The organism is Streptomyces sp. DT190, assembly GCF_049846985.1.
GTDB lineage: Bacteria > Actinomycetota > Actinomycetes > Streptomycetales > Streptomycetaceae > Streptomyces.
Map to the genome: position 1 here is coordinate 57,230 of NZ_JBNCNM010000032.1, position 18,650 is coordinate 75,879.

The following is an 18,650-nucleotide window of genomic DNA, read 5'->3' on the forward strand; positions in this document are numbered from 1 at the left end:
CTGATGTGGAGAGGGCACGGCAGGACCCCGGGAGTTTGAGTGCCGTGGCCGGGAGACGGGTTCCCCCGGCCACGGGTGCCGAAAAAGGGAACGTCAGAGGTTGGTGAGATCCACCGGGATGCGCGGTTCGCAGCCCTCGCGGAGGATCGTCGCCTCGATCAGGCCGTAGGGCCGGTCGGCGGCGTAGTAGACCTCGTTGTCGTTCTTCAGTCCGAACGGCTCCAGGTCGACCAGGAAGTGGTGCTTGTTCGGCAGCGAGAAGCGGACCTCGTCGATCTCGCTGCGGTGGTTGATGATCCGCGCGCCCATCTGGTACAGCGTCTGCTGCAGCGAGAGCGAGTAGGTCTCGGCGAAGGCCTGGAGCATGTGCTTCTTCACCTGCTCGTAGGACTTCTCCCAGTTCGGCATGCGCTCTTCGTCGTCGGTCCAGTTGAAGCGCCAGCGACCGGAGACCTCGGTGGCCAGGATGCGGTCGTAGGCCTCCTTCAGGGTCGTGTACTTGTCCTTGACGTAACCCCAGAACTCGGAGTTGGTCGAGTTCATCACGACCAGGTCCTTCAGGCCCGAGATGACCTCCCACCGCTCACCGTCGTAGGTGATCTGGGTGAGCCGGGTCTCCTGGCCCTTGCGGACGAAGGAGTGCTTGACCTCGTCGGCGCCGATGAACTGCGAGTTGGCGTCGGAGGCCTCGATCCGCTCCCAGGCGTACTCCTCGATGCGGATCCGCGCCCGGTGGATCGGCTCCTGGCTGGTGACGAAGTGCCGGGCGAGGTGGATGCCGAACTGCTCGGCGGACTCGATGCCGTGTTCCTTGGCGAAGGCGAACACCGTGTTCTTGGTGGTGTCGGTCGGCAGGACGTTGGCGTTCGAGCCCGAGTAGTGGACCTCGTCCATGTCGCCGCTCAGCGCCACGGACACGTTCAGGTCCTTGATGTGGTGGGTGGCGCCGTCCCGCGTGATCTTCACGACTCGGTTCTCGGCCTTGCCGTACTGGTTCTGTCCGAGCAGGACAGGGCGGCCGGGGCGGGAATTGACGGTCATTTAGCTAGCTCCCTCGGTATACGGAGTAGCCGAACGGGGTGAGCAGCAGCGGTACGTGGTAGTGCTCGCCCGGGACGACGGCGAACGTGATCGCCACCTCCGGGAAGAACACACCGGCGCCGCTGTCCCGATTCGCGGGGGCGTCCTGCTGCGCATCGGCTTGCTTCTTCGCGGATTGTTCGAAGTACGGCTCCACCGCGAAGTCGAGCCGTACGTGGGTCGTTCCCTCCGGCAGGGCCGGCAGGTCCTTGCACCGGCCGTCCGCGTCGGTCGCGGAGCCACCGAGCGCCTGCCAGGGGGCCGTGCGCCCCGGGCGGGCGGAGAGGTGGACGGCGACGCCCTCGGCCGGGCGGCCGACGCTGGTGTCCAGGATGTGCGTGGACACGGACGCGGTGGCGGGGGTGCTCATGGTGCGGTCAGTCCTCTTCGACGAGTCGGGCGAGCCGGATGCGGTTGATCTTCCCCAGTTCGGTGCGGACGATCTCCCGCTCCCGCTCCGGTGTGTTGCCGATCCGTTCCCTGACCGCGTCGCGCATCTGCTCGCCGGTGCGGCCGGTGGCGCAGATCAGGAAGACATGGCCGAACTTCTCCTGGTAGGCGAGGTTCAGTTCCAGCATCTCCGCCTTGAGCTCGTCGGAGGCGCCGGCCATGCCGCGCTGTTCACGGGCCGAGGTCGGGTCGCCGGGCTTGGGCCGGCCGATGGGCGGGTGGCCGGCCATCGCCTCGTCGAGGTCCGCGGCCGTCAGGTCCGCCGTGGCGGCGTCGCTCGCGGCGTACAGGTCCTCGCAGCCGGCGTAGGGGCGGGCGGCGAGCAGACGCTCCGCCCACGTGGTGGAGGCGCACGCCTCGTGGAGCGCGGCGCGGGCCGCGTGCTCCTCCAGGGTGTTGAACCGGGCCAGGCCCGGCGGCGTGGAAGTGGAAGTCACGGGAGCCTCCGTGGCCGGATGCGGCCGTCGTGCTGAACGGGCGTGCCGTTAGCTAACGCCCTCCCGCGACAGCGCGTCAACAGTTTGTTGAAAATTCGCGGCGGGGAAACGGCGCGGAAACCGAAGGACGGGCGATGCGCCCGGAACGGGCCGGTCAGGCCCCCTTCTCGCGGTTGAGGTAGTTGTAGACGGTGAAGCGGCTGACCCCCAGGGCGCTGGCCACCGTCTCCACGCCGTGCCGCACGGAGAAGGCGCCGCGCGCCTCCAGTACGCGCACGACCTCCTGCTTGGCCTTGCGGTCCAGATCGGCCAGCGGCATGCCCTTGCGGCGCTCCATGGCGGCCAGGATGTGATCGAGGGAGTCGGCCAGCTGCGGCAGCCGTACGGCGACGGCGTCCCGGCCCTCCCAGGACAGCACGACGTCGTCGGGACCGGCCTCGTCGGGGGGCAGCATCTCGCCGCCCATGGCGTCGACCAGGGGCTTGACGGCCGCAATGAACGGCTCGCCCCCCGTGCCGGTCATGCCTCGCCCTCCTCGACCACGTTGATCTGGAGGGAGATGCGGGTGGCGCCGGCCTCCAGGGTCCTGCGCAGCAGGGCGTCCACGGCGGTGAGCACCGCGTCGGCACCGCCCTGCGCGGTGTTGCCGAACGGGCCGACGTCCACGGCGTCCAGTTCGGCGGCCTCGACGACCTCGCGGGCGACCAGCGCGTGCGCGGGCGCCTCGTCCAGGTCGAAGGGCTCGGTCGTGAACTCCACCCTCAAACGCATAGTGCCCCCTGGCCTTCGTGTCCCGCGCCGTGGCCGGCTCGCCCGCGCCGGACCCGGCGCGGCGGCGACCGGCGGGCACGCCGGGCCCGCCACGAGGCGACCCTAGCCGACGCGGGGACGGGCGGGGCATGTCGCGCCGGGCCGGACGACAGGGGCGGGGGCGGTCGGGCGGCGGCCCCGCCCCCTCCCCCTTGACAAGCGGGGAGACCCGACGGCACTCTTCCGTTAAGCAGAAAGCAACTTCCACAATACGAAATACAGCGGAAGGGAGCGCGGCCCGATGGGATTCGCAGACCAGCGCTTCAACGTCAACCTGTCGATCCTCTTCACGGAACTCCCGCTCCTGGAGCGCCCCGCGGCCGCCGCCGCGGCCGGCTTCACGGCGGTCGAGCTGTGGTGGCCCTGGACCGACACGCCCACCCCCGGGCAGTCCGAGCTCGACGCCCTGAAGCGGGCGATCGAGGACGCGGGCGTCCGGCTCACCGGGCTGAACTTCTACGCCGGGCAGCTGCCGGGCCCCGACCGCGGCGCCCTGTCGGTCCCCGGCGCGGAGTCGGAGCGGTTCCGCGCCAACATCGACGTGGCCGCCGGCTTCGCCGCCTCGCTCGGATGCACGGCCCTCAACGCCCTGTACGGCAACCGCGTCGAGGGCGCGGACCCGGCCGAACAGGACGCGCTCGCGCTGGAGAACCTGGTCCTCGCGGCCCGGGCCGCCGACCGGATCGGCGCGGTCCTGCTGGTCGAGGCACTGAACGCGCCGGAGTCCCCGCGGTACCCGCTGGTGTCCGCCCCGGCCGCCGTGGCCGTCGTGGACCGGGTCAACGAGGCGACGGGACTGGGCAACGCCCGGTTCCTGATGGACCTCTACCACCTGTCCATGAACGGCGAGGACCTCCCGTCGGTGATCGAGCGGTACGCGTCGCGGACCGGCCACGTGCAGATCGCCGACAACCCGGGCCGGGGCGCGCCGGGCACCGGCTCGCTGCCCCTCGAGGACCTCCTCGACCAGCTGAGGAAGGCGGGCTACGACGGCTGGGTGGGCCTGGAGTACAAGCCGGGCGACCGCCCGAGCGCCGAGGCCTTCGACTGGCTGCCCCGCTGACCCCCGTACCGAAAGGCACCCACCATCATGAGCAACACCCTTCCCACGATCGCCTGGATCGGCCTCGGCATCATGGGCTCCCCGATGTCCGAGAACCTGATCAAGGCGGGTTACCGGGTCACCGGCTACACGCTGGAGCAGGACAAGCTGGACCGCCTGTCCGCCGCCGGGGGCACGGCCGCCGGCTCGATCGCCGAGGCCGTACGGGACGCCGACGTCGTCATCACGATGGTGCCCGCCTCCCCGCAGGTCGAGGCCATCGCCTACGGCCCCGCCGGCATCCTGGAGAACGCGAGGTCCGGGGCGCTGCTGATCGACATGTCCTCGATCACGCCGCAGACCTCGGTCGACCTGGCGAAGGCGGCGCGGGACAAGGGCATCCGCGTGCTGGACGCCCCGGTGTCCGGCGGTGAGGCCGGTGCGATCGAGGCCGTGCTGTCCATCATGGTCGGCGGCGAGCAGGCCGACTTCGACGCCGCGAAGCCGATCCTCGAGGCGCTCGGCAAGACCATCGTGCTGTGCGGTCCGCACGGCTCCGGCCAGACCGTGAAGGCCGCCAACCAGCTGATCGTCGCCGTGAACATCCAGGCGTGCGCCGAGGCCGTGGTCTTCCTGGAGAAGTCCGGCGTGGACCTGAAGGCCGCCCTCGACGTCCTGGGCGGCGGCCTCGCCGGCTCGACCGTGCTGACCCGCAAGAAGGACAACTTCCTCGACCGGGACTTCAAGCCGGGCTTCCGGATCGACCTGCACCACAAGGACATGGGCATCGTCACGGACGCCGCCCGCACCGTCGGCGCGGCCCTGCCCGTCGGCGCGGTGGTCGCCCAGCTGGTCGCGTCCCTGCGCGCGCAGGGCGACGGCGGCCTGGACCACTCGGCGCTGCTGCGGGCCGTGGAGCGGCTCTCCGGCGCCCGGATCTGACCTCCCGCCGGCCCTCGCGCACCCGGGGGCCCCACGATCCCGGGCGGCGCCGCCCCTGACACCTGTCCTGTCGCGCCCAGAGGGGCGGCGCCGCCCGGAACCAGCCATGCCCACCGCTTCAACAAACTGTTGACGCTCCGATCACCCGACCCTAGGCTCCACAAAGCGGAAACACTTTTCCGCTGCCCTCTCGTACGGAAGGTCACGATGTCGCAGCGCGTGCTCACCACCGAGTCCGGCGCCCCCGTCGCCGACAACCAGAACTCCGCCACCGCCGGCGCCGGCGGACCGCTCCTGCTCCAGGACCAGCACCTGCTGGAGAAGCTCGCGCGCTTCAACCGCGAGCGCATCCCGGAGCGCGTGGTGCACGCCCGCGGCTCGGGCGCCTACGGGCACTTCGAAGTGACCGACGACGTCACGGACTTCACCCACGCCGACTTCCTCGGTGAGGTGGGCCGGCGCACCGAGGTGTTCCTGCGCTTCTCGACCGTGGCCGACAGCCTCGGCGGCGCGGACGCCGTGCGCGACCCGCGCGGATTCGCCGTCAAGTTCTACACGCGCGAGGGCAACTACGACCTCGTCGGGAACAACACACCGGTCTTCTTCATCAAGGACCCGATCAAGTTCCCGGACTTCATCCACTCGCAGAAGCGCGACCCCTTCACGGGCCGTCAGGAGCCGGACAACGTCTGGGACTTCTGGGCCCACTCCCCCGAGGCCACGCACCAGGTGACCTGGCTGATGGGCGACCGCGGCATCCCGGCCTCGTACCGGCACATGAACGGCTACGGCTCGCACACCTACCAGTGGACCAACGCCCGCGGTGAGGCCTTCTTCGTCAAGTACCACTTCAAGACGAACCAGGGCATCCGCTGCCTGAGCAGCGAGCAGGCCGCCGAGCTCGCGGGCAGGGACCCGAACTCGCACCAGACCGACCTGCTCCAGGCCATCGAGCGGGGTGTGCACCCGTCCTGGACGCTCTACGTCCAGATCATGCCGGCGGCCGAGGCGGCGGAGTACCGCTTCAACCCGTTCGACCTGACCAAGGTCTGGCCGCACGCCGACCACCCGCTGCGGCGCGTGGGCCGGCTGGTGCTGGACCGCAACCCGGACAACGTCTTCGCCGAGGTCGAGCAGGCCGCGTTCTCCCCGAACAACTTCGTGCCGGGCATCGGCCCCTCGCCCGACAAGATGCTCCAGGGCCGGCTGTTCGCCTACGCGGACGCCCACCGCTACCGCCTGGGCGTCAACCACACGCAGCTGGCCGTCAACGCGCCCCGCGCCACGACCGCGCAGAACTACGGCCGGGACGGCCTGATGGCCGCCAACCCCCAGGGCCGCTACGCGAAGAACTACGAGCCGAACTCCTACGACGGCCCGGTCGAGACCGGCCGGCCGCTGTCGGCCCCGCTCGCGGTGAACGGCCACACGGGCACCCACGCGGCGCCCCGGCACACCAAGGACGACGACTTCCTCCAGGCGGGCGAGCTGTACCGGCTGATGTCCGCCGAGGAGCGGTCCCGCCTGGTCGCGAACATCGCCGGCGGCCTGTCCCGGGTCTCCCGCGACGACGTGATCGACGAGAACCTCGCGCACTTCCACGCCGCCGACCCCGAGTACGGCAGGCGCGTGGAGGAGGCGGTCCGCGCCCTGCGCGAGGACTGAACTCCCTGACCGTGTCCGGCCGCCCGCGGTGGCCCGGATGAGGGGTGGCCGCCCCGGGCACGGACACGGTCAGGGTGCGGACCGCGGCGGTTGCGAGCCAGTGCGGTGGTGAAGGGGCCGGTGCGGCTTCTCGACCTGAGGGAAGTCCGCTCCGCGCTCCGTCGCACCCGCCGCGGTCCCGGTATCCGCTCCTCCTCTCCCCTCCAGGCCCCGTCCGGCGGCGCGAACGTCCTGTCGCGCCCAGCCTCGCGCCGTCGGACGGCCAGACCGCCCCGGGGTGCGCGACCGCCCTCGGGGCAGCAGCCTGAAGACATGGCACATCCGACCGAGCATCCGCACGTCGTGGTCCACGCCCCCGCCCTGGACGGCTCACGGCGAGTCACGCTGGGCGACGAGCCCTTGGGGATCGCCACGCACGTGGACGACGTGGCGGAGATCCTGCGGCTGGCCGACCTCTACGTGACCGACGTCGAGGAGAACGACCTCGTCGAGTGGCAGGGCGGCGGTCCGGACGACTGGCCGGGACTCTCCGAGCACCCCGGCACCTGAGCGGGTACGGCACCGGCCGTACCCGCGTACGACACCCTCAAATGAACCTCTGAACCCGGCCCCGGGGGCTTCGACGGCCCCCGGGGCCGGGCACATTCACGGCACACGGGGCCCGCTCGCGGAGGCGGGCCTGCTGCGCTACCCGCTGCTCGGCCCGACGCGCGCCGCCCGGCGCCACGTCCGGGAGCTGCGGCGCACCCACCCGCTGCCGGCGGGCAGGCGCGGTCCGACCCACCGTGACCGGCTGCTGGCCGTCGCCCTGCACGGCGAGCCGGCCCTGCGCCTGCTGGTGCCCCGGTTCGCGCTGCGGGCGGGCCTCGTCCACCGCGTCGAGGTGGGCGGCGACCCGCTCCTGAAGCGCTCACCGCGCGGCACGGGCGGCGGCTACGGGGGCTACTCCTCCTGCGGCGGGGGCGGCGGAGGCGGAGGCGGGGAGTGATCCTCGGGTTCCGGGCATGCGTGAGGGGCGGCCCGCCCTGCCGGACGGACCGCCCCTGCCCCGCCGGGGTCAGACCTTCAGCGTCCTGATCGAGGTCGGGGCGTGGCCCGGCTCGGTGGCGATCTCCTCGAACTCCACGACGTTGCCGATGTCGTTGGTCGTGGACATGGAGATGTTGGTGACGCGCTCCAGGATCGCCTCGACGACGACCGGGACCCGGTACTGCGCGGCGAGCTTCCTGGCCTGCTCGAAGGCGGCGCCCAGCTCGGCCGGGTCGGTCACCCGGATCGCCTTGCAGCCGAGGCCCTCGGCCACCTTGACGTGGTCGACGCCGTAGACGCCCAGCTCGGGCGCGTTGATGTTCTCGAACTCCAGCTTGACCTGGAAGTCGATGTCGAAGGCCCGCTGCGCCTGGCGGATCAGCCCCAAGTAGGAGTTGTTCACGAGGACGTGGACGTACGGGATGCGGTGCTGCGCGCCGACGGCCAGTTCCTCGATCATGAACTGGAAGTCGTAGTCGCCGGAGAGCGCGACGACGGTCGCCTCCGGGTCGGCCTTGGCGACACCGAGCGCGGCCGGGATGGTCCACCCGAGCGGGCCCGCCTGACCGCAGTTGATCCAGTGCCGGGGCCGGTAGACGTGGAGCATCTGCGCGCCGGCGATCTGCGAGAGGCCGATGGTGGACACGTACCGCGTCTCCGGGCCGAAGGCCTTGTTCATCTCCTCGTAGACGCGCTGCGGCTTGATCGGGATGTCGTCGAAGTGCGTACGGCGCTGCAGGGTCGCCTTCCTCTCCTGCGCGGACGCGGCCCAGTCCGAGCGGTCGGGCAGTCCGCCCGCCGCCTTCAGCTCCCCGGCCACCTCGACGAACAGCTCCAGGGCCGCCCGGGCGTCGGAGGCGATGCCGTAGTCCGGGGCGAAGATCCGGCCGATCTGGGTCGGCTCGACGTCGACGTGGACGAAGGTGCGCCCGGCCGTGTAGACGTCCAGCCTGCCGGTGTGGCGGTTGGCCCAGCGGTTGCCGATGCCGAGGACGAAGTCGGACTGGAGGAAGGTCGCGTTGCCGTAGCGGTGCGAGGTCTGCAGGCCGACCATGCCGGCGTTCAGCTCGTGGTCGTCGGGCAGGACGCCCCAGCCCATCAGCGTGGGCACGACGGGTGTGCCGGTCAACTCGGCGAACTCGACGAGCAGTTCACAGGCGTCGGCGTTGACGACACCGCCGCCGGCGACGATCAGCGGCCGCTCGGCGGCGTTCAGCATCCCGAGGGCCTTCTCGACCTGGGCGCGGGTGGCCGCGGGCTTGTAGACCGGCAGCGGCTCGTACGTCTCCGGGTCGAACTCGATCTCCGTCAGCTGCACGTCGATCGGCAGGTCGATGAGGACCGGGCCGGGGCGGCCGGAGCGCATCAGGTGGAACGCCTGCTGGAAGACGCCCGGGACCTGCGCGGCCTCCAGCACGGTCACGGCCATCTTGGTGACCGGCCTGGCGATGGAGGCGATGTCGACGGCCTGGAAGTCCTCTTTGTGGATCACGGCGGTCGGGGCCTGGCCCGTGATGCACAGGATCGGAATGGAGTCGCCGATCGCGGAGTACAGGCCCGTGATCATGTCGGTGCCGGCCGGTCCTGAGGTGCCGATGCAGACGCCGATGTTGCCCGGGTGGGTGCGGGTGTAGCCCTCGGCCATGTGGGAGGCGCCCTCGACGTGCCGGGCGAGGGTGTGGGCGATGCCGCCGGAGGCCTTGAGCGCCGCGTAGAAGGGGTTGATCGCCGCGCCCGGGACACCGAACGCGTCGGTGACGCCCTCGCGCCTGAGGATCTCGACTGCCGCGCGGGCAGCGGTCATACGAGCCATGGGACTACTCCTGGTTCGCTGTCGGACATGCACTCCCGTCGCGCCCCGCCGCGAGCACCTTCCGTATTGTGGAAACTAACTTCTACTATCTGGAAGCAATGTAGGGGGGTGCGGAGAAGCCGTCAAGAGACGTCCGGGGCGATGGGCGGACCGACGGACAAGCGGGGGCCCGCGGGGGGACGATGGGGGCATGTCCGAGAGCGTGTCGGTGCGCTGTCCGGCCTGTGGGCGCGCCCAGCTGTTCGCCGTGCCGTCCTATCCGTGCGCCTGCGGAGCGCCCGTCGCGCCACCGCTCGACCGGCGTGCGCGGCCGGCCGCCGTCACCCACCGGTCCTGGGACGAGGAGTGGGTGACCGTGCGCTGCGCCGCCTGCGACCGTCCCTCCGCATGGCCCCGCCCGGAACTGGGGTGCCCCTGCGGCACCGTGCTGCGGCTGCCGGTTTCGGACGCGCGCAGCGCCCCGGGCGAGTCTCCGGGCGCGTCCCCCTCCGGCGCCCCGCCGCCGGTGCGTCCCGCCTTCCAGCCGGTGACCATCCGCACCGCCCGGGACGCCGTCACCGCCGCCGCCCTCTATCTGCGCTGGCTCGGCCACCGGGAGGTGCGGCGTGCCGACCGGCGCCCGCCCTCCGGCATAGGGCTCGCCGCCCCGGGGGTGCTGGCGCAGGTGGATCCGACCGTGCGCCCGGCGGACGCGCGGGACGTGGAGTGCCTGTGGCTGACCGCGATGACGGAGTCCGCGGCCTGCGTCTACTTCTCCCTCGCCGGGTACGGCGACGAGGCCCGCGCCCGCGCCGACGCGCTGGGCGTGCCGCTGTTCGTGCTCGATCTGACCGGCACCCCGCAGCCGGTGAACGAACCCGCCGAGGCGTTCGCCGCCTGAGCACGAGGACAAAGAGCGGCGCCGGCCCCCCACGGTGCGGGAGCCGGCGCCGGTGTGCGCGGTGTTACGGGTTGACGCAGGTGATCGAGCCGACCGGCAGGTTGTTCCCGGTCGACGTGGCGGTGAAGCCGAACGTCACGGTGCCGTCCGGCGGGATGGTGCGGTTGTGGTCCACGTGCCGGACCGTGACCGTGCCGTCGGTGCCCGTGCTCAGGCTGCCGTTCCAGACCTGGCTGATCCTGGTCCCGTCACCGGGTTGCCAGCGCACCGCCCAGCCGTCACGCGCGGCGGTGTTGTGGTTCATCACCTCGACGGACCCCTGGAAGCCGCCGCCCCAGGAGTTGGTCACCTTGTAGATGGCCATGCACCCGGTGTGCGGGTCGGTGGGCGTCGGGGTCGGCGTGGGCGTCGGGTCCGGGGTGCCGCCCGAGCCGCGGATGCCGGTCACCTCTCCGTTGCCGCCGTCGAAGACGATGTCGGAGCAGGAGAAGAAGTTCTCCTGGCTGTCCGAGCGCACCCACTGGATGAACATCATCGCGTCACCCGAGCGGCCCGAGGGCAGCTTCAGGTCCCAGTAGTAGTGGCCGGACTCGCTGCCCACCGAGCCGGACTGCGGCGGGTTGGTGACGGTCTGGATCAGCTCCAGGTCGCCCCAGCCCAGCGGCTTGGTGGGCGAATAGCCGGGCTTGGAGACGTACACCCGGAAGTCACCGGGGTGCGCCGCCCAGTTGCTGTGCTTGATGCGGATCGTCGCCCCGGAGGTCAGGTGCGTGCGGGGCCAGTCGGCGCGGGCGGCGTTGTAGCCGGTGAAGTTGTACGGGGAACGGTCGCCGGCGCTGCACAGCTTGCCGTCCGGGACGTAGCCCGCGCCGCGTCCGCCCGCGTTGGAGTCGAGCACGGCGAACCAGTTGTACAGCGACGACGCGCCGCTCTCGGCGAGCGCGGCCTTGCACGCGGGGTTCGTCGGGTCCAGTGAGCCGGTGCTGGTCTTGGCGTCCAGCCAGCAGAGGTAGGTCCGCGAGCCGGGCGTCATCGTCACGCCGTGCGCCTGCGCGCTGTTCTGGCCGATCAGGGCCAGACCGAGCCCGCTGAGCAGGGTGACCAGGACCGCCAGTAAGGACAGGGGGCGTCTGGTGCTTCGAGCCATGTTCTCTCCTGTGGGGATGGTGGGTTCGGTTGTCTCCCCGGGGGTTCGGGGCGGGTCAGGCCGGCGGGGCGCCCCAGGCCAGGGCGCCGTTCAGGTAGGCGGGGATCCTCGGGGCGTCGGTGTAGGAAGCGGCGGTGGCCCGGCTGTGGTCGTCGGACTCGTCGAACGCGGACCAGTCGGACTTGGCCAGGCGCAGCTGGAGATCGCCGGTGTCCTTGCCGGCGGCCAGGGTGCCGCTCTTGAAGCCGATCTCCAGGTAGGCGTCGGCGCCCGCGACCGGGGTGCTCAAGGCCACCACCCGCAGGCTGAGGTTGGAGCAGCCGACGGCGGCGTAGTCGCAGAACGCGTTCACGGTGGACGAGCCGCCGTCACGGGTGAAGTAGTAGCGGGCGGAGACCTTGGTCAGGTCCACGGAGGCGCTGCCGGTGTTGGCGATCCTCAGGCCGGGGCGGATGCCGTTGTCCGTGGCCGAGGCGTCGTTGTTCTTGTAGGTGACCTTGAGACCGCCGGCCGGGTCGGGCCCGCCGCCGCCCGTCTCCGTGGTGACGCTCAGCGCGGTGGAGGCGGCGGAGACGTTCCCGGCGGCGTCGCGGGCCCGGACGGTGTAGCTGTACGCCGTGGCCGCGGTCAGCCCGCTGTCGGTGAACGTGGTGCCGGTGACCGTCGAGGCGTTGACCCTGGTGCCGTCGCGGTACACGTCGTAACCGGTGACGCCCACGTTGTCGGTGGCCGCCGTCCACGCGAGGGAGACACTGGTCGCGGTCTTCGCGGTCGACCTCAGACCGGCCGGCGCGGTGGGAGCGGTGGTGTCGGCCGGGTCGGGCTCACCGCCGCCGTCCGTCGGCACGGCCGGGTACGCGTTGCGCACCAGCATCGAGAACTGGTTGTGGAACCAGTGGCCGGCGAGCGGCGCGTCCGGCATGGCGCCGGTCGGGTTGCCGCCCGCGTTGGGCGCCGTGTAGTCCGGGTTGCACATCGGGTCCGGACGCTTGCCCTCGTCGTTCGGGATGTCCTTGCTGGCCCCGTCCGACTCCCCCGGCGGCTTGATCCACAGGAAGGCGTCGAGGTGCGAGTCCGGGTACCCGGCGGGCGAGGCCTGCGGGGGCTGGCCGAGACCGGCACCGTTGACGTTGCACCACAGGCCGCGGTGGGTCCGCCGGTCCACCTTGGACTGGCTGATGTAGGTGTCGAGGACCGTGCTGGTGGACTCGGCGGTCGGCCGCGCCGCGCCTCCCCAGCCGTTGCGGGAGGTGTCGACGACCATGCCGGTGGAGGCGGGCCAGCCCTGTGCCACCAGCGCGGCGTGCACGGCCTTGGTGAAGTCCGACTCGTCGAAGTTCGGGTTCCACTCGTAGTACTTGCCGGACCGGATCTGGTTGCCGCCGACCGTCTTGTTCGGGTCGGTCAGGAACGGTTCGGCGAGCGGCGTGTAGTTGGCGACGTTGGTGATGAGGCCGTCGACGCTGCCGAGACCCGCCGTGGTGCCCTTGACGACGTCCGTGTACAGCTGGGTGGTCTGGGCGAGGTTGTTGTCCCAGCCGAGCCACCCGGAGTGCGCGAAGTCCAGGTAGGTGTACACGTTCGGTACGGCGTGCAGCTTGTTCAGGGCGTAGCGGATCGCCTCGACCTGGATGCCGCTGCTCTTGGCCTGGGCGCACTCGGGGTCGTTGAGGTTGGTGACCAGGTTCGGCAGGCCGTCCGGCTCGATCACGGTGGTGATGCGGATGTCCTGGTACTTGGGATCGGCGAAGACCTCGGCGATCTCGTCGATGTACTCGCTCTTGTAGCGGGCCAGCCCGGCCGCGGTGAGCGGCAGTTCGCCGTTGGAGGCGAGGGCGGAGCAGTCGCGGCCCGGCAGGTCGTACACGACGAAGGTGGCGACGAGCGGCTGGCCGGGCTTCTTCTGGGCGAGCGCCAGGTCCAGGTGGTCGGCGAGGCTCTTGCGGCCCGCGTTGGCCTCACCGCCGTGGATGGCGGCGATCCGGTCCAGCCAGACGGCCGTCGGATAGCTCTTGACCTTCTCCATCCTGGCCTTGAGCGTCGCGTCGGTGGTCTGGGCGATGGAACCGTCGACCAGGCGGGCGTAGTCCGGGTTGACGTAGAACGAGGCGCCCGCGAACGGGTTGTCGACATGGGCCTCCGCTGCGGCCGCCTCCGGTGCCGACACCTGCGCCGCCGCCCCCAGCAGCAGGGTGGCCAGGGCGGTGGCGAGCGCCGCCGCGCGCCTGCGGCGCGGCCGGAGCGGGCGGGTGTCCGCGTCGCGTCTGTTCCGGTCTGTCATGTGCTCTCCTCGGTGCGGGGGTGCGGGTGAGGGGGTGTGGGGACGTCCGCGGGATCAACCGGTGGGGAGAACCGTGGGTCGGGTCAGGCGGGAGTGCAACGCGGGGCGGGGGTGCCCGCGGTGCCGTTCGCCGTGTAACCGAACGAGGTGGTGGCGCCTGCGGCGAGGGCGCCGCCCGAGCCGGTGCCGCGGACCGTGATCCGGCCGTTCGCGATCGTGTGGGTGCCGTTCCAGAGGCTGGTGACGGTCGCGCCGCCCAGCTCCCAGTCGACCGTCCAGCCCGTGATCGGTCCGGTGCCGGTGTTCTTGACGGTGACCTCCGCCTGGTGGCCGCCCGGCCAGGAGTTGACCAGCTTGTGGGTGGCGGTGCAGGCCTTGGCCGGGGTGGGGTCGGGATCCGGGTCGGGGCCGGGGTTCGTGCCGTAGGTCAGGCCGTGCCCGTAGGGGAAGAGCGGGCTCTTGCCGTCGCCGTCGTTGACGGGCTGCTGGGAGGCGCTGCGCATCCAGGTCATGGGCAGCTTGCCGGTCGGCGCGTGGTCGCCGAACAGCACGTCCGCCACCCCGCCGCCCTCGGTGCCGGGCAGCCAGGCCGCCAGCAGGGCCTTCCAGTCCGGCAGTTGCGCGGCGATGTCCAGCGGACGGCCGGAGACCAGCACCACCACCACCGGCACCCCGCTCGCCTTCAGCCGGGCCAGGGTCTGGAGGTCCTCTTGGTCGAGACCCATGCCGTCCGGCCGGTCGCCGCGCATCTCGGCGTACGGGGTCTCGCCGACGACGGCCACTGCTGCCGTGTAGCCGCCGTCGATGCCGTTGCCGTAGCGGTCGTAGGTGACCCGGGACGGGTCGGTGACGGCCGCGCGGATGCCCTGGAGGACGGTGGTGCCCTCGGTGACGGGACCGCTGCGGCCCTGCCAGCCCAGGGTCCAGCCGCCGCTCTGGTTGCCGATGTCGTCGGCGGACTTCCCGGCGACGAACAGCTTGCCGGTCTTCGGCAGCGGCAGGATCCCGCCGTCGTTCTTCAGCAGCACCTGTGAGGCGCGCACCGCCTGCCGGGCGAGGGTGCGGTGGGCGGCCGAGCCGACCGTGGAGGTGTACGAGCGGTCGGTCAACGGCCGCTCGAACAGCCCGAGCTGGAACTTCTTCGTCAGGATGCGCCGGTTGGCGTCGTCGATCCGGGCCTGGGAGATCCGGCCCGCGGTGACCTCGCCGCGCAGCAGGCTCAGGAACTTCTTGTAGTCGTGCGGAACCATCACCATGTCGACGCCCGCGTTCACGGCGGTGGCGATCTCCGCGCCGGTGAACCCGCTCTGCCCGTCGAGCTGGTCGACGGCGGCCCAGTCGGACACCACGAAGCCGGTGAAGCCCAGTTCACCCTTGAGCACGTCGGTGACCAGGTACTTGTGGGCGTGCGAGCGCACCCCGTTCCAGCTGCTGTAGGAGAGCATCACCGAGCCCACGCCGCGCTTGACCGCCTCCTTGAACGGCGGCAGGTGCACGGCCCGCAGCTCGGCCTCCGTGAGCTGGGTGTTGCCCTGGTCGACTCCCCCGGTGGTGCCGCCGTCGCCCAGGTAGTGCTTGGCGGTGGCGAGCACGGAGGCCGGGTCGCCGCCCAGGGTGTCGCCCTGGAGGCCGGTGATGAACGACGTCATGGCGGTGGGCAGTTCGGGTGTCTCGCCGAACGACTCGTAGGTGCGGCCCCATCGGTCGTTGCGGGCCACGCACAGACAGGGCGCGAAGGACCAGTCGATGCCGGTGCCGGCGACCTCCTCGGCGACCGCGCGCCCGACGCGCTGCACGAGGGCCGGGTCGCGGGTGGCGCCGAGGCCGATGTTGTGCGGGAAGAGCGTGGCGCCGCGCACCGCGTTGTGGCCGTGCACCGCGTCGATGCCGTAGATCATCGGGATGCCGAGCGGGGTGGTCAGCGCCGTGCGCTGAAGGGAGTCGTACGCGTCGGCCCAGGTCTGCGCGTTGTTGGGGCTGACCGTGGAGTCGCCGCCGGAGAGCACCGAGCCGATGCGGTAGGTGGCGAGGTCGGACTGCGGGACGAGCGCGTCCTTCTCGATCTGGGTCATCTGGCCGAGCTTGTCGTCCAGCGTCATCCGGCCCAGCAGGTCCTCGACCCGCTGCGGCACGGGCAGGGCCGGGTCCTGGTACGGCAGCGCGGCGGCGGCCCCCTCGGTGTCCCGCTCGGGCGGCGCGGCGGCGGTGAGCCCGGTCACGGCGAGCGCCGCGGCACACAGGGCGGCGACGAGCGCCGGACGGCGGGTGGAGCGGCGGTCGGGCCGGCGGGTGGGGGCTTCGGGGAGCGGCGGGGTCATGGCGGAGCCTTTCCGGATGCGGGCCGGAGGGGCGGCGGTGAGACGGGTCGCGGGGAAGGGGCCGGGGTGCGGGGGTGAGACGGGTCGCGGGGAAGGGGCCGGGGCGCGGGTCGCAAGGGCGGGGGCGGTGCCGGCCGCGGTCCGTCCCCCGGCCCCGGCCCCGGCCCCGGCCGCGGCCTCGTCCCGGCACGTGCGCGGTACGGCCCCGGGGGCGCCGTATCACGCGGCGTGCCGTCGACGACGGCGGGTGGAACGCTCCGGGGTCCGCCCGTTCGGCGCAGGACGGAGCCCGGAGCGGGTCGGTGCGCCGCGGGTCAGGCGACGGAGCAGGCGGTGCCGTTCAGGGTGAAGCCGGACGGCTCGGCGAAGGAGCCGCTGTGGGTGCCCTGGAAGCCGAAGGACTGGGTGCCGCCGGCCGCGATCCGCGCGTTGTGCGCGACGGGGCTCGCCGTGACGGCCCCGCTGGTCCCGGACAGGGTCGCGTTCCAGGCGCTCGAAACCCGCTGCCCGGACGGCAGCGTGAAGCCGAGCTTCCAGCCGTCGACCGGGGCCGAGCCGGTGTTCTTCACGGTGACGTCGGCCGTGAAGCCGCCCTGCCAGACATTGGCGTCGTACGCCACCTGGCAGGCGGTCGCGGGCTGGCCGGGGCCGCCCGGGTCCTGGCCGCCGGTGTTGACGGTGGACGAGAAGGAGTTCACGGCGAGCCCGGCGCCGTTCTGCCACGGCTCGAAGCCGGCCTGGATGCTGGTCAGGTACCAGTTGCTCTGCGCCATGCCCCGGGCCACGGCCTGGTCGACGAAGTCCATGACGTCGAAGCTCCAGCTGGAGATCGCCGACGGGGCGACGAAGGAGATCACGTCGTTGGACCCGTTGCTGCCGGTCCACACCTCCCAGCTGCGTCCCCCGACGAACGCCGTGCCGACCTGGGAGCCGATCGGCTGGATCGGGCCGACCCGGTTGAACCAGATCATGATCTCGGTGCGGTTGACGCCGTCGGTGCGGGGCGTCGGGTCCAGCCAGATGTCGTACGAGGCGTTGTACACGGCGCCGGAGACGTAGCCGTAGGAGATGCTGCTGGGCGCGCTGGAGACGGTGCTGATCTGCGCGGGCAGGTTGGTGCCCGGCGAACAGTTGGTGTAGTGGCAGCCGTTGAAGACCGAGGGATACGACTTCGGCGCGCCGTTGGTGGGCACGGAGCCGTCGGCCTGGGTGACCCGGAAGCCGGTGTCGGTCGCGGTGACGCACTGCGGGGCGCTGGAGCCCCAGCGGTTGTTCTGGACGACGTAGCGGCCCTGGATCACGGTCGATCCGAAGGGCTCGCAGACGACCGTGTCCGCCTGGGCGGGCGCGGTGGCGGCGAGGAGCGCCGCCACGGTGGCGAGCGCGGTGAGCAACGCGCCCCACAGGGCGCGGACGGTGCGGAGGCGGTGCGGTGACGATCGCATGCGGGGGGCCTCTCTCCGTGAGAACCGGATTCGACGGAGGTGCTGCGGCTCGGGGTTCGGGAGCGCTCCCACCTCCCCACTGATGGGAGCGCTCCCACCTCACCGGTTTCGGTCGCGACTGTAGGAGCCCGTCCATGTCCCTGACAACCCGTTAGACGGGAATCCGTCGAATGTATTTCGAAGTCGCAGGTCAGCGCGGTGGAGCGGTGATCCGGTTCAACAGCCCAGCGGGGCGCTGGAGTTGGGAGCGCTCCCGGGTGGCCGCGGCGGCCTCACGCCGACTCGCGCACCACCAGCTGGGTCCGCAGAATCACGTGCCGCCACGCCACTTCCGGCTGCTCCATCTCCTCCAGCAGCAGCCTCACCATGGTCCGCCCGATCTGCTCCAGCGGCTGGCGGACGGTGGTCAGCGGCGGATCGGTGTGCCGGGCGAGCTCGAAGTCGTCGAACCCGACGACCGCCACGTCGTCGGGCACCCGGCGCCCCGCCGCGCGCAGCACGGCCAGGGCTCCCGAGGCCATGGTGTCGGAGGCGGCGAGGACCGCGTCCACCTCCGGGTGGCGCTCCAGGAGTTCGGCCATGGCCCGGCGTCCGCTCGCCTCGGTGAAGTCGCCCTCGACGGTGAAGGAGGCGGGCGCGGGCAGGCCCGCCTGCTCCAGGGCCTGCCGGTAGCCGCGCAGCCGGCAGCGGGCCACGTACATGTCCAGCGGCCCGGTGATCGCCGCGATCGCCCGCCGGCCGCCGTTCAGCAGGTGGGCCACCGCCTCGCGGGCGCCGCCGACGTTGTCGGCGTCGACGTAGGTGATCTGCTCGTCACCGGAGCGGCGGCCCAGCAGGACCGTGGGCAGGCCCGCGTCGGCGAGCATGTCCGGCAGCCGGTCCTCGGCGCGTACCGACATCAGCAGCACGCCGTCGACCCGGCCGCCGCGCGCGTACTCGACGAACCGCTGTCGTTCCGCGTCGGTGCGGACCAGGGTGAGCAGCAGTTGCACGGACGTCTCGGCGAGCGCGTCGCCGACGGCCGTGACCGTCTCCGAGAAGAACGGCTCGCCGAACAGCCGCCAGTCGCGTTCCGTCATCACCAGCGCCACGGCGTCGGCCCGCCGGCCGGCCAGCGACCGCGCCGCCAGGTTCGGCACGTAGCCGAGTTCGGCGATGGCCTGCTGCACGGCGCGGCGGGTGGACTCGCGGACGCCCGCCTCGTTGTTGATGACGCGCGAGACCGTGCCCCGTCCGACGCCGGCGAGCGCGGCCACCTGTTCCAGCGTGGGCGTCGTACCGGGCCGCCGCTTGACCATGTGTCACCCCCCA

16 protein-coding genes are annotated in these 18,650 nt (G+C 71.9%); 5 read left to right on the plus strand and 11 right to left on the minus strand.

Annotated features, from left to right (window positions below; genetic code table 11):
* Positions 1 to 93: 93 nt before the first annotated feature.
* The 5 genes from pucL to ACPXCS_RS36385 form a co-directional block, all read right to left on the minus strand.
* A complete protein-coding gene (pucL, locus tag ACPXCS_RS36365; RefSeq protein ID WP_425944586.1) occupies positions 94 to 1,041 on the minus strand; it encodes a factor-independent urate hydroxylase in 948 nt (315 codons plus the stop codon).
* A 4-nt stretch (positions 1,042 to 1,045) separates the two neighbouring features.
* The gene (gene uraH / locus ACPXCS_RS36370) at positions 1,046 to 1,450 is read right to left on the minus strand and encodes a hydroxyisourate hydrolase (protein ID WP_425944587.1); all 405 of its coding nucleotides are present in this window, start codon (positions 1,448 to 1,450) and stop codon (positions 1,046 to 1,048) included.
* 7 nt (positions 1,451 to 1,457) lie between these two features.
* Positions 1,458 to 1,967: a 2-oxo-4-hydroxy-4-carboxy-5-ureidoimidazoline decarboxylase gene (gene uraD / locus ACPXCS_RS36375; protein ID WP_425944588.1), complete on the minus strand. Its 510-nt coding sequence runs from the start codon at positions 1,965 to 1,967 to the stop codon at positions 1,458 to 1,460.
* Between the two features lie 154 nt (positions 1,968 to 2,121).
* Positions 2,122 to 2,490 carry a helix-turn-helix domain-containing protein gene (locus ACPXCS_RS36380; protein WP_425944589.1) on the minus strand — a complete coding sequence of 123 codons (369 nt, stop codon included), beginning with the start codon at positions 2,488 to 2,490 and terminating at the stop codon, positions 2,122 to 2,124.
* Positions 2,487 to 2,738: a hypothetical protein gene (locus ACPXCS_RS36385; protein WP_425944590.1), complete on the minus strand. Its 252-nt coding sequence runs from the start codon at positions 2,736 to 2,738 to the stop codon at positions 2,487 to 2,489. Before ACPXCS_RS36385 ends, ACPXCS_RS36380 begins: the two co-directional genes overlap by 4 nt.
* Positions 2,739 to 3,018: 280 nt before the next feature.
* On the opposite strand from ACPXCS_RS36385, the gene ACPXCS_RS36390 reads away from it, so the two are divergent.
* From ACPXCS_RS36390 to ACPXCS_RS36405, 4 genes are all read left to right on the plus strand, one after another.
* Positions 3,019 to 3,840 carry a TIM barrel protein gene (locus ACPXCS_RS36390; protein WP_425944591.1) on the plus strand — a complete coding sequence of 274 codons (822 nt, stop codon included), beginning with the start codon at positions 3,019 to 3,021 and terminating at the stop codon, positions 3,838 to 3,840.
* A 27-nt stretch (positions 3,841 to 3,867) separates the two neighbouring features.
* Positions 3,868 to 4,761, plus strand: coding sequence for a 2-hydroxy-3-oxopropionate reductase (locus ACPXCS_RS36395; RefSeq protein ID WP_425944592.1), 894 nt, complete (start codon positions 3,868 to 3,870; stop codon positions 4,759 to 4,761).
* A 207-nt stretch (positions 4,762 to 4,968) separates the two neighbouring features.
* On the plus strand, positions 4,969 to 6,426 hold the full coding sequence (locus ACPXCS_RS36400; protein WP_425944593.1) for a catalase: 1,458 nt from the start codon (positions 4,969 to 4,971) through the stop codon (positions 6,424 to 6,426).
* Positions 6,427 to 6,738: 312 nt separating this feature from the next.
* Positions 6,739 to 6,975: a hypothetical protein gene (locus ACPXCS_RS36405; protein ID WP_402611151.1), complete on the plus strand. Its 237-nt coding sequence runs from the start codon at positions 6,739 to 6,741 to the stop codon at positions 6,973 to 6,975.
* Between the two features lie 508 nt (positions 6,976 to 7,483).
* Here ACPXCS_RS36405 and gcl read toward each other — a convergent pair.
* Entirely contained in the window at positions 7,484 to 9,268 is a 1,785-nt protein-coding gene (gene gcl / locus ACPXCS_RS36410; RefSeq protein WP_425944594.1) for a glyoxylate carboligase, read from the minus strand.
* 190 nt (positions 9,269 to 9,458) lie between these two features.
* On the opposite strand from gcl, the gene ACPXCS_RS36415 reads away from it, so the two are divergent.
* Complete coding sequence (locus tag ACPXCS_RS36415) at positions 9,459 to 10,148, plus strand: hypothetical protein (RefSeq protein ID WP_425944595.1); 690 nt, start codon at positions 9,459 to 9,461, stop codon at positions 10,146 to 10,148.
* A gap of 64 nt (positions 10,149 to 10,212) precedes the next feature.
* Here the strand turns inward: ACPXCS_RS36415 and ACPXCS_RS36420 are convergent, their stop codons facing one another.
* The 5 genes from ACPXCS_RS36420 to ACPXCS_RS36440 all read right to left on the minus strand — a co-directional run bounded on the left by ACPXCS_RS36420 (position 10,213) and on the right by ACPXCS_RS36440 (position 18,637).
* Complete coding sequence (locus ACPXCS_RS36420) at positions 10,213 to 11,295, minus strand: lytic polysaccharide monooxygenase (RefSeq protein WP_425944596.1); 1,083 nt, start codon at positions 11,293 to 11,295, stop codon at positions 10,213 to 10,215.
* Positions 11,296 to 11,350: 55 nt separating this feature from the next.
* A complete protein-coding gene (locus tag ACPXCS_RS36425; protein ID WP_425944597.1) occupies positions 11,351 to 13,576 on the minus strand; it encodes a glycoside hydrolase family 6 protein in 2,226 nt (741 codons plus the stop codon).
* A gap of 83 nt (positions 13,577 to 13,659) precedes the next feature.
* Positions 13,660 to 15,894 carry a glycoside hydrolase family 3 N-terminal domain-containing protein gene (locus ACPXCS_RS36430; protein ID WP_425944598.1) on the minus strand — a complete coding sequence of 745 codons (2,235 nt, stop codon included), beginning with the start codon at positions 15,892 to 15,894 and terminating at the stop codon, positions 13,660 to 13,662.
* Positions 15,895 to 16,208: 314 nt separating this feature from the next.
* The gene (locus ACPXCS_RS36435; RefSeq protein WP_425944599.1) at positions 16,209 to 17,339 is read right to left on the minus strand and encodes a GH12 family glycosyl hydrolase domain-containing protein; all 1,131 of its coding nucleotides are present in this window, start codon (positions 17,337 to 17,339) and stop codon (positions 16,209 to 16,211) included.
* A 272-nt stretch (positions 17,340 to 17,611) separates the two neighbouring features.
* A complete protein-coding gene (locus tag ACPXCS_RS36440) occupies positions 17,612 to 18,637 on the minus strand; it encodes a LacI family DNA-binding transcriptional regulator (protein WP_425944600.1) in 1,026 nt (341 codons plus the stop codon).
* Between the last annotated feature and the right edge of the window lie 13 nt (positions 18,638 to 18,650).

Bases quoted from the DNA above. Each gene is read 5' to 3' on its own strand.
- pucL (WP_425944586.1), bottom strand. From the start codon at position 1,041: ATGACCGTCAATTCCCGCCCCGGCCGCCCTGTCCTGCTCGGACAGAAC.
- ACPXCS_RS36385 (WP_425944590.1), bottom strand. From the start codon at position 2,738: ATGCGTTTGAGGGTGGAGTTCACGACCGAGCCCTTCGACCTGGACGAG.
- ACPXCS_RS36400 (WP_425944593.1), top strand. From the start codon at position 4,969: ATGTCGCAGCGCGTGCTCACCACCGAGTCCGGCGCCCCCGTCGCCGAC.
- ACPXCS_RS36390 (WP_425944591.1), top strand. From the start codon at position 3,019: ATGGGATTCGCAGACCAGCGCTTCAACGTCAACCTGTCGATCCTCTTC.
- ACPXCS_RS36405 (WP_402611151.1), top strand. From the start codon at position 6,739: ATGGCACATCCGACCGAGCATCCGCACGTCGTGGTCCACGCCCCCGCC.
- uraH (WP_425944587.1), bottom strand. From the start codon at position 1,450: ATGAGCACCCCCGCCACCGCGTCCGTGTCCACGCACATCCTGGACACC.
- ACPXCS_RS36435 (WP_425944599.1), bottom strand. From the start codon at position 17,339: ATGCGATCGTCACCGCACCGCCTCCGCACCGTCCGCGCCCTGTGGGGC.
- ACPXCS_RS36440 (WP_425944600.1), bottom strand. From the start codon at position 18,637: ATGGTCAAGCGGCGGCCCGGTACGACGCCCACGCTGGAACAGGTGGCC.
- ACPXCS_RS36380 (WP_425944589.1), bottom strand. From the start codon at position 2,490: ATGACCGGCACGGGGGGCGAGCCGTTCATTGCGGCCGTCAAGCCCCTG.
- ACPXCS_RS36430 (WP_425944598.1), bottom strand. From the start codon at position 15,894: ATGACCCCGCCGCTCCCCGAAGCCCCCACCCGCCGGCCCGACCGCCGC.
- ACPXCS_RS36425 (WP_425944597.1), bottom strand. From the start codon at position 13,576: ATGACAGACCGGAACAGACGCGACGCGGACACCCGCCCGCTCCGGCCG.
- gcl (WP_425944594.1), bottom strand. From the start codon at position 9,268: ATGGCTCGTATGACCGCTGCCCGCGCGGCAGTCGAGATCCTCAGGCGC.
- ACPXCS_RS36395 (WP_425944592.1), top strand. From the start codon at position 3,868: ATGAGCAACACCCTTCCCACGATCGCCTGGATCGGCCTCGGCATCATG.
- ACPXCS_RS36420 (WP_425944596.1), bottom strand. From the start codon at position 11,295: ATGGCTCGAAGCACCAGACGCCCCCTGTCCTTACTGGCGGTCCTGGTC.
- ACPXCS_RS36415 (WP_425944595.1), top strand. From the start codon at position 9,459: ATGTCCGAGAGCGTGTCGGTGCGCTGTCCGGCCTGTGGGCGCGCCCAG.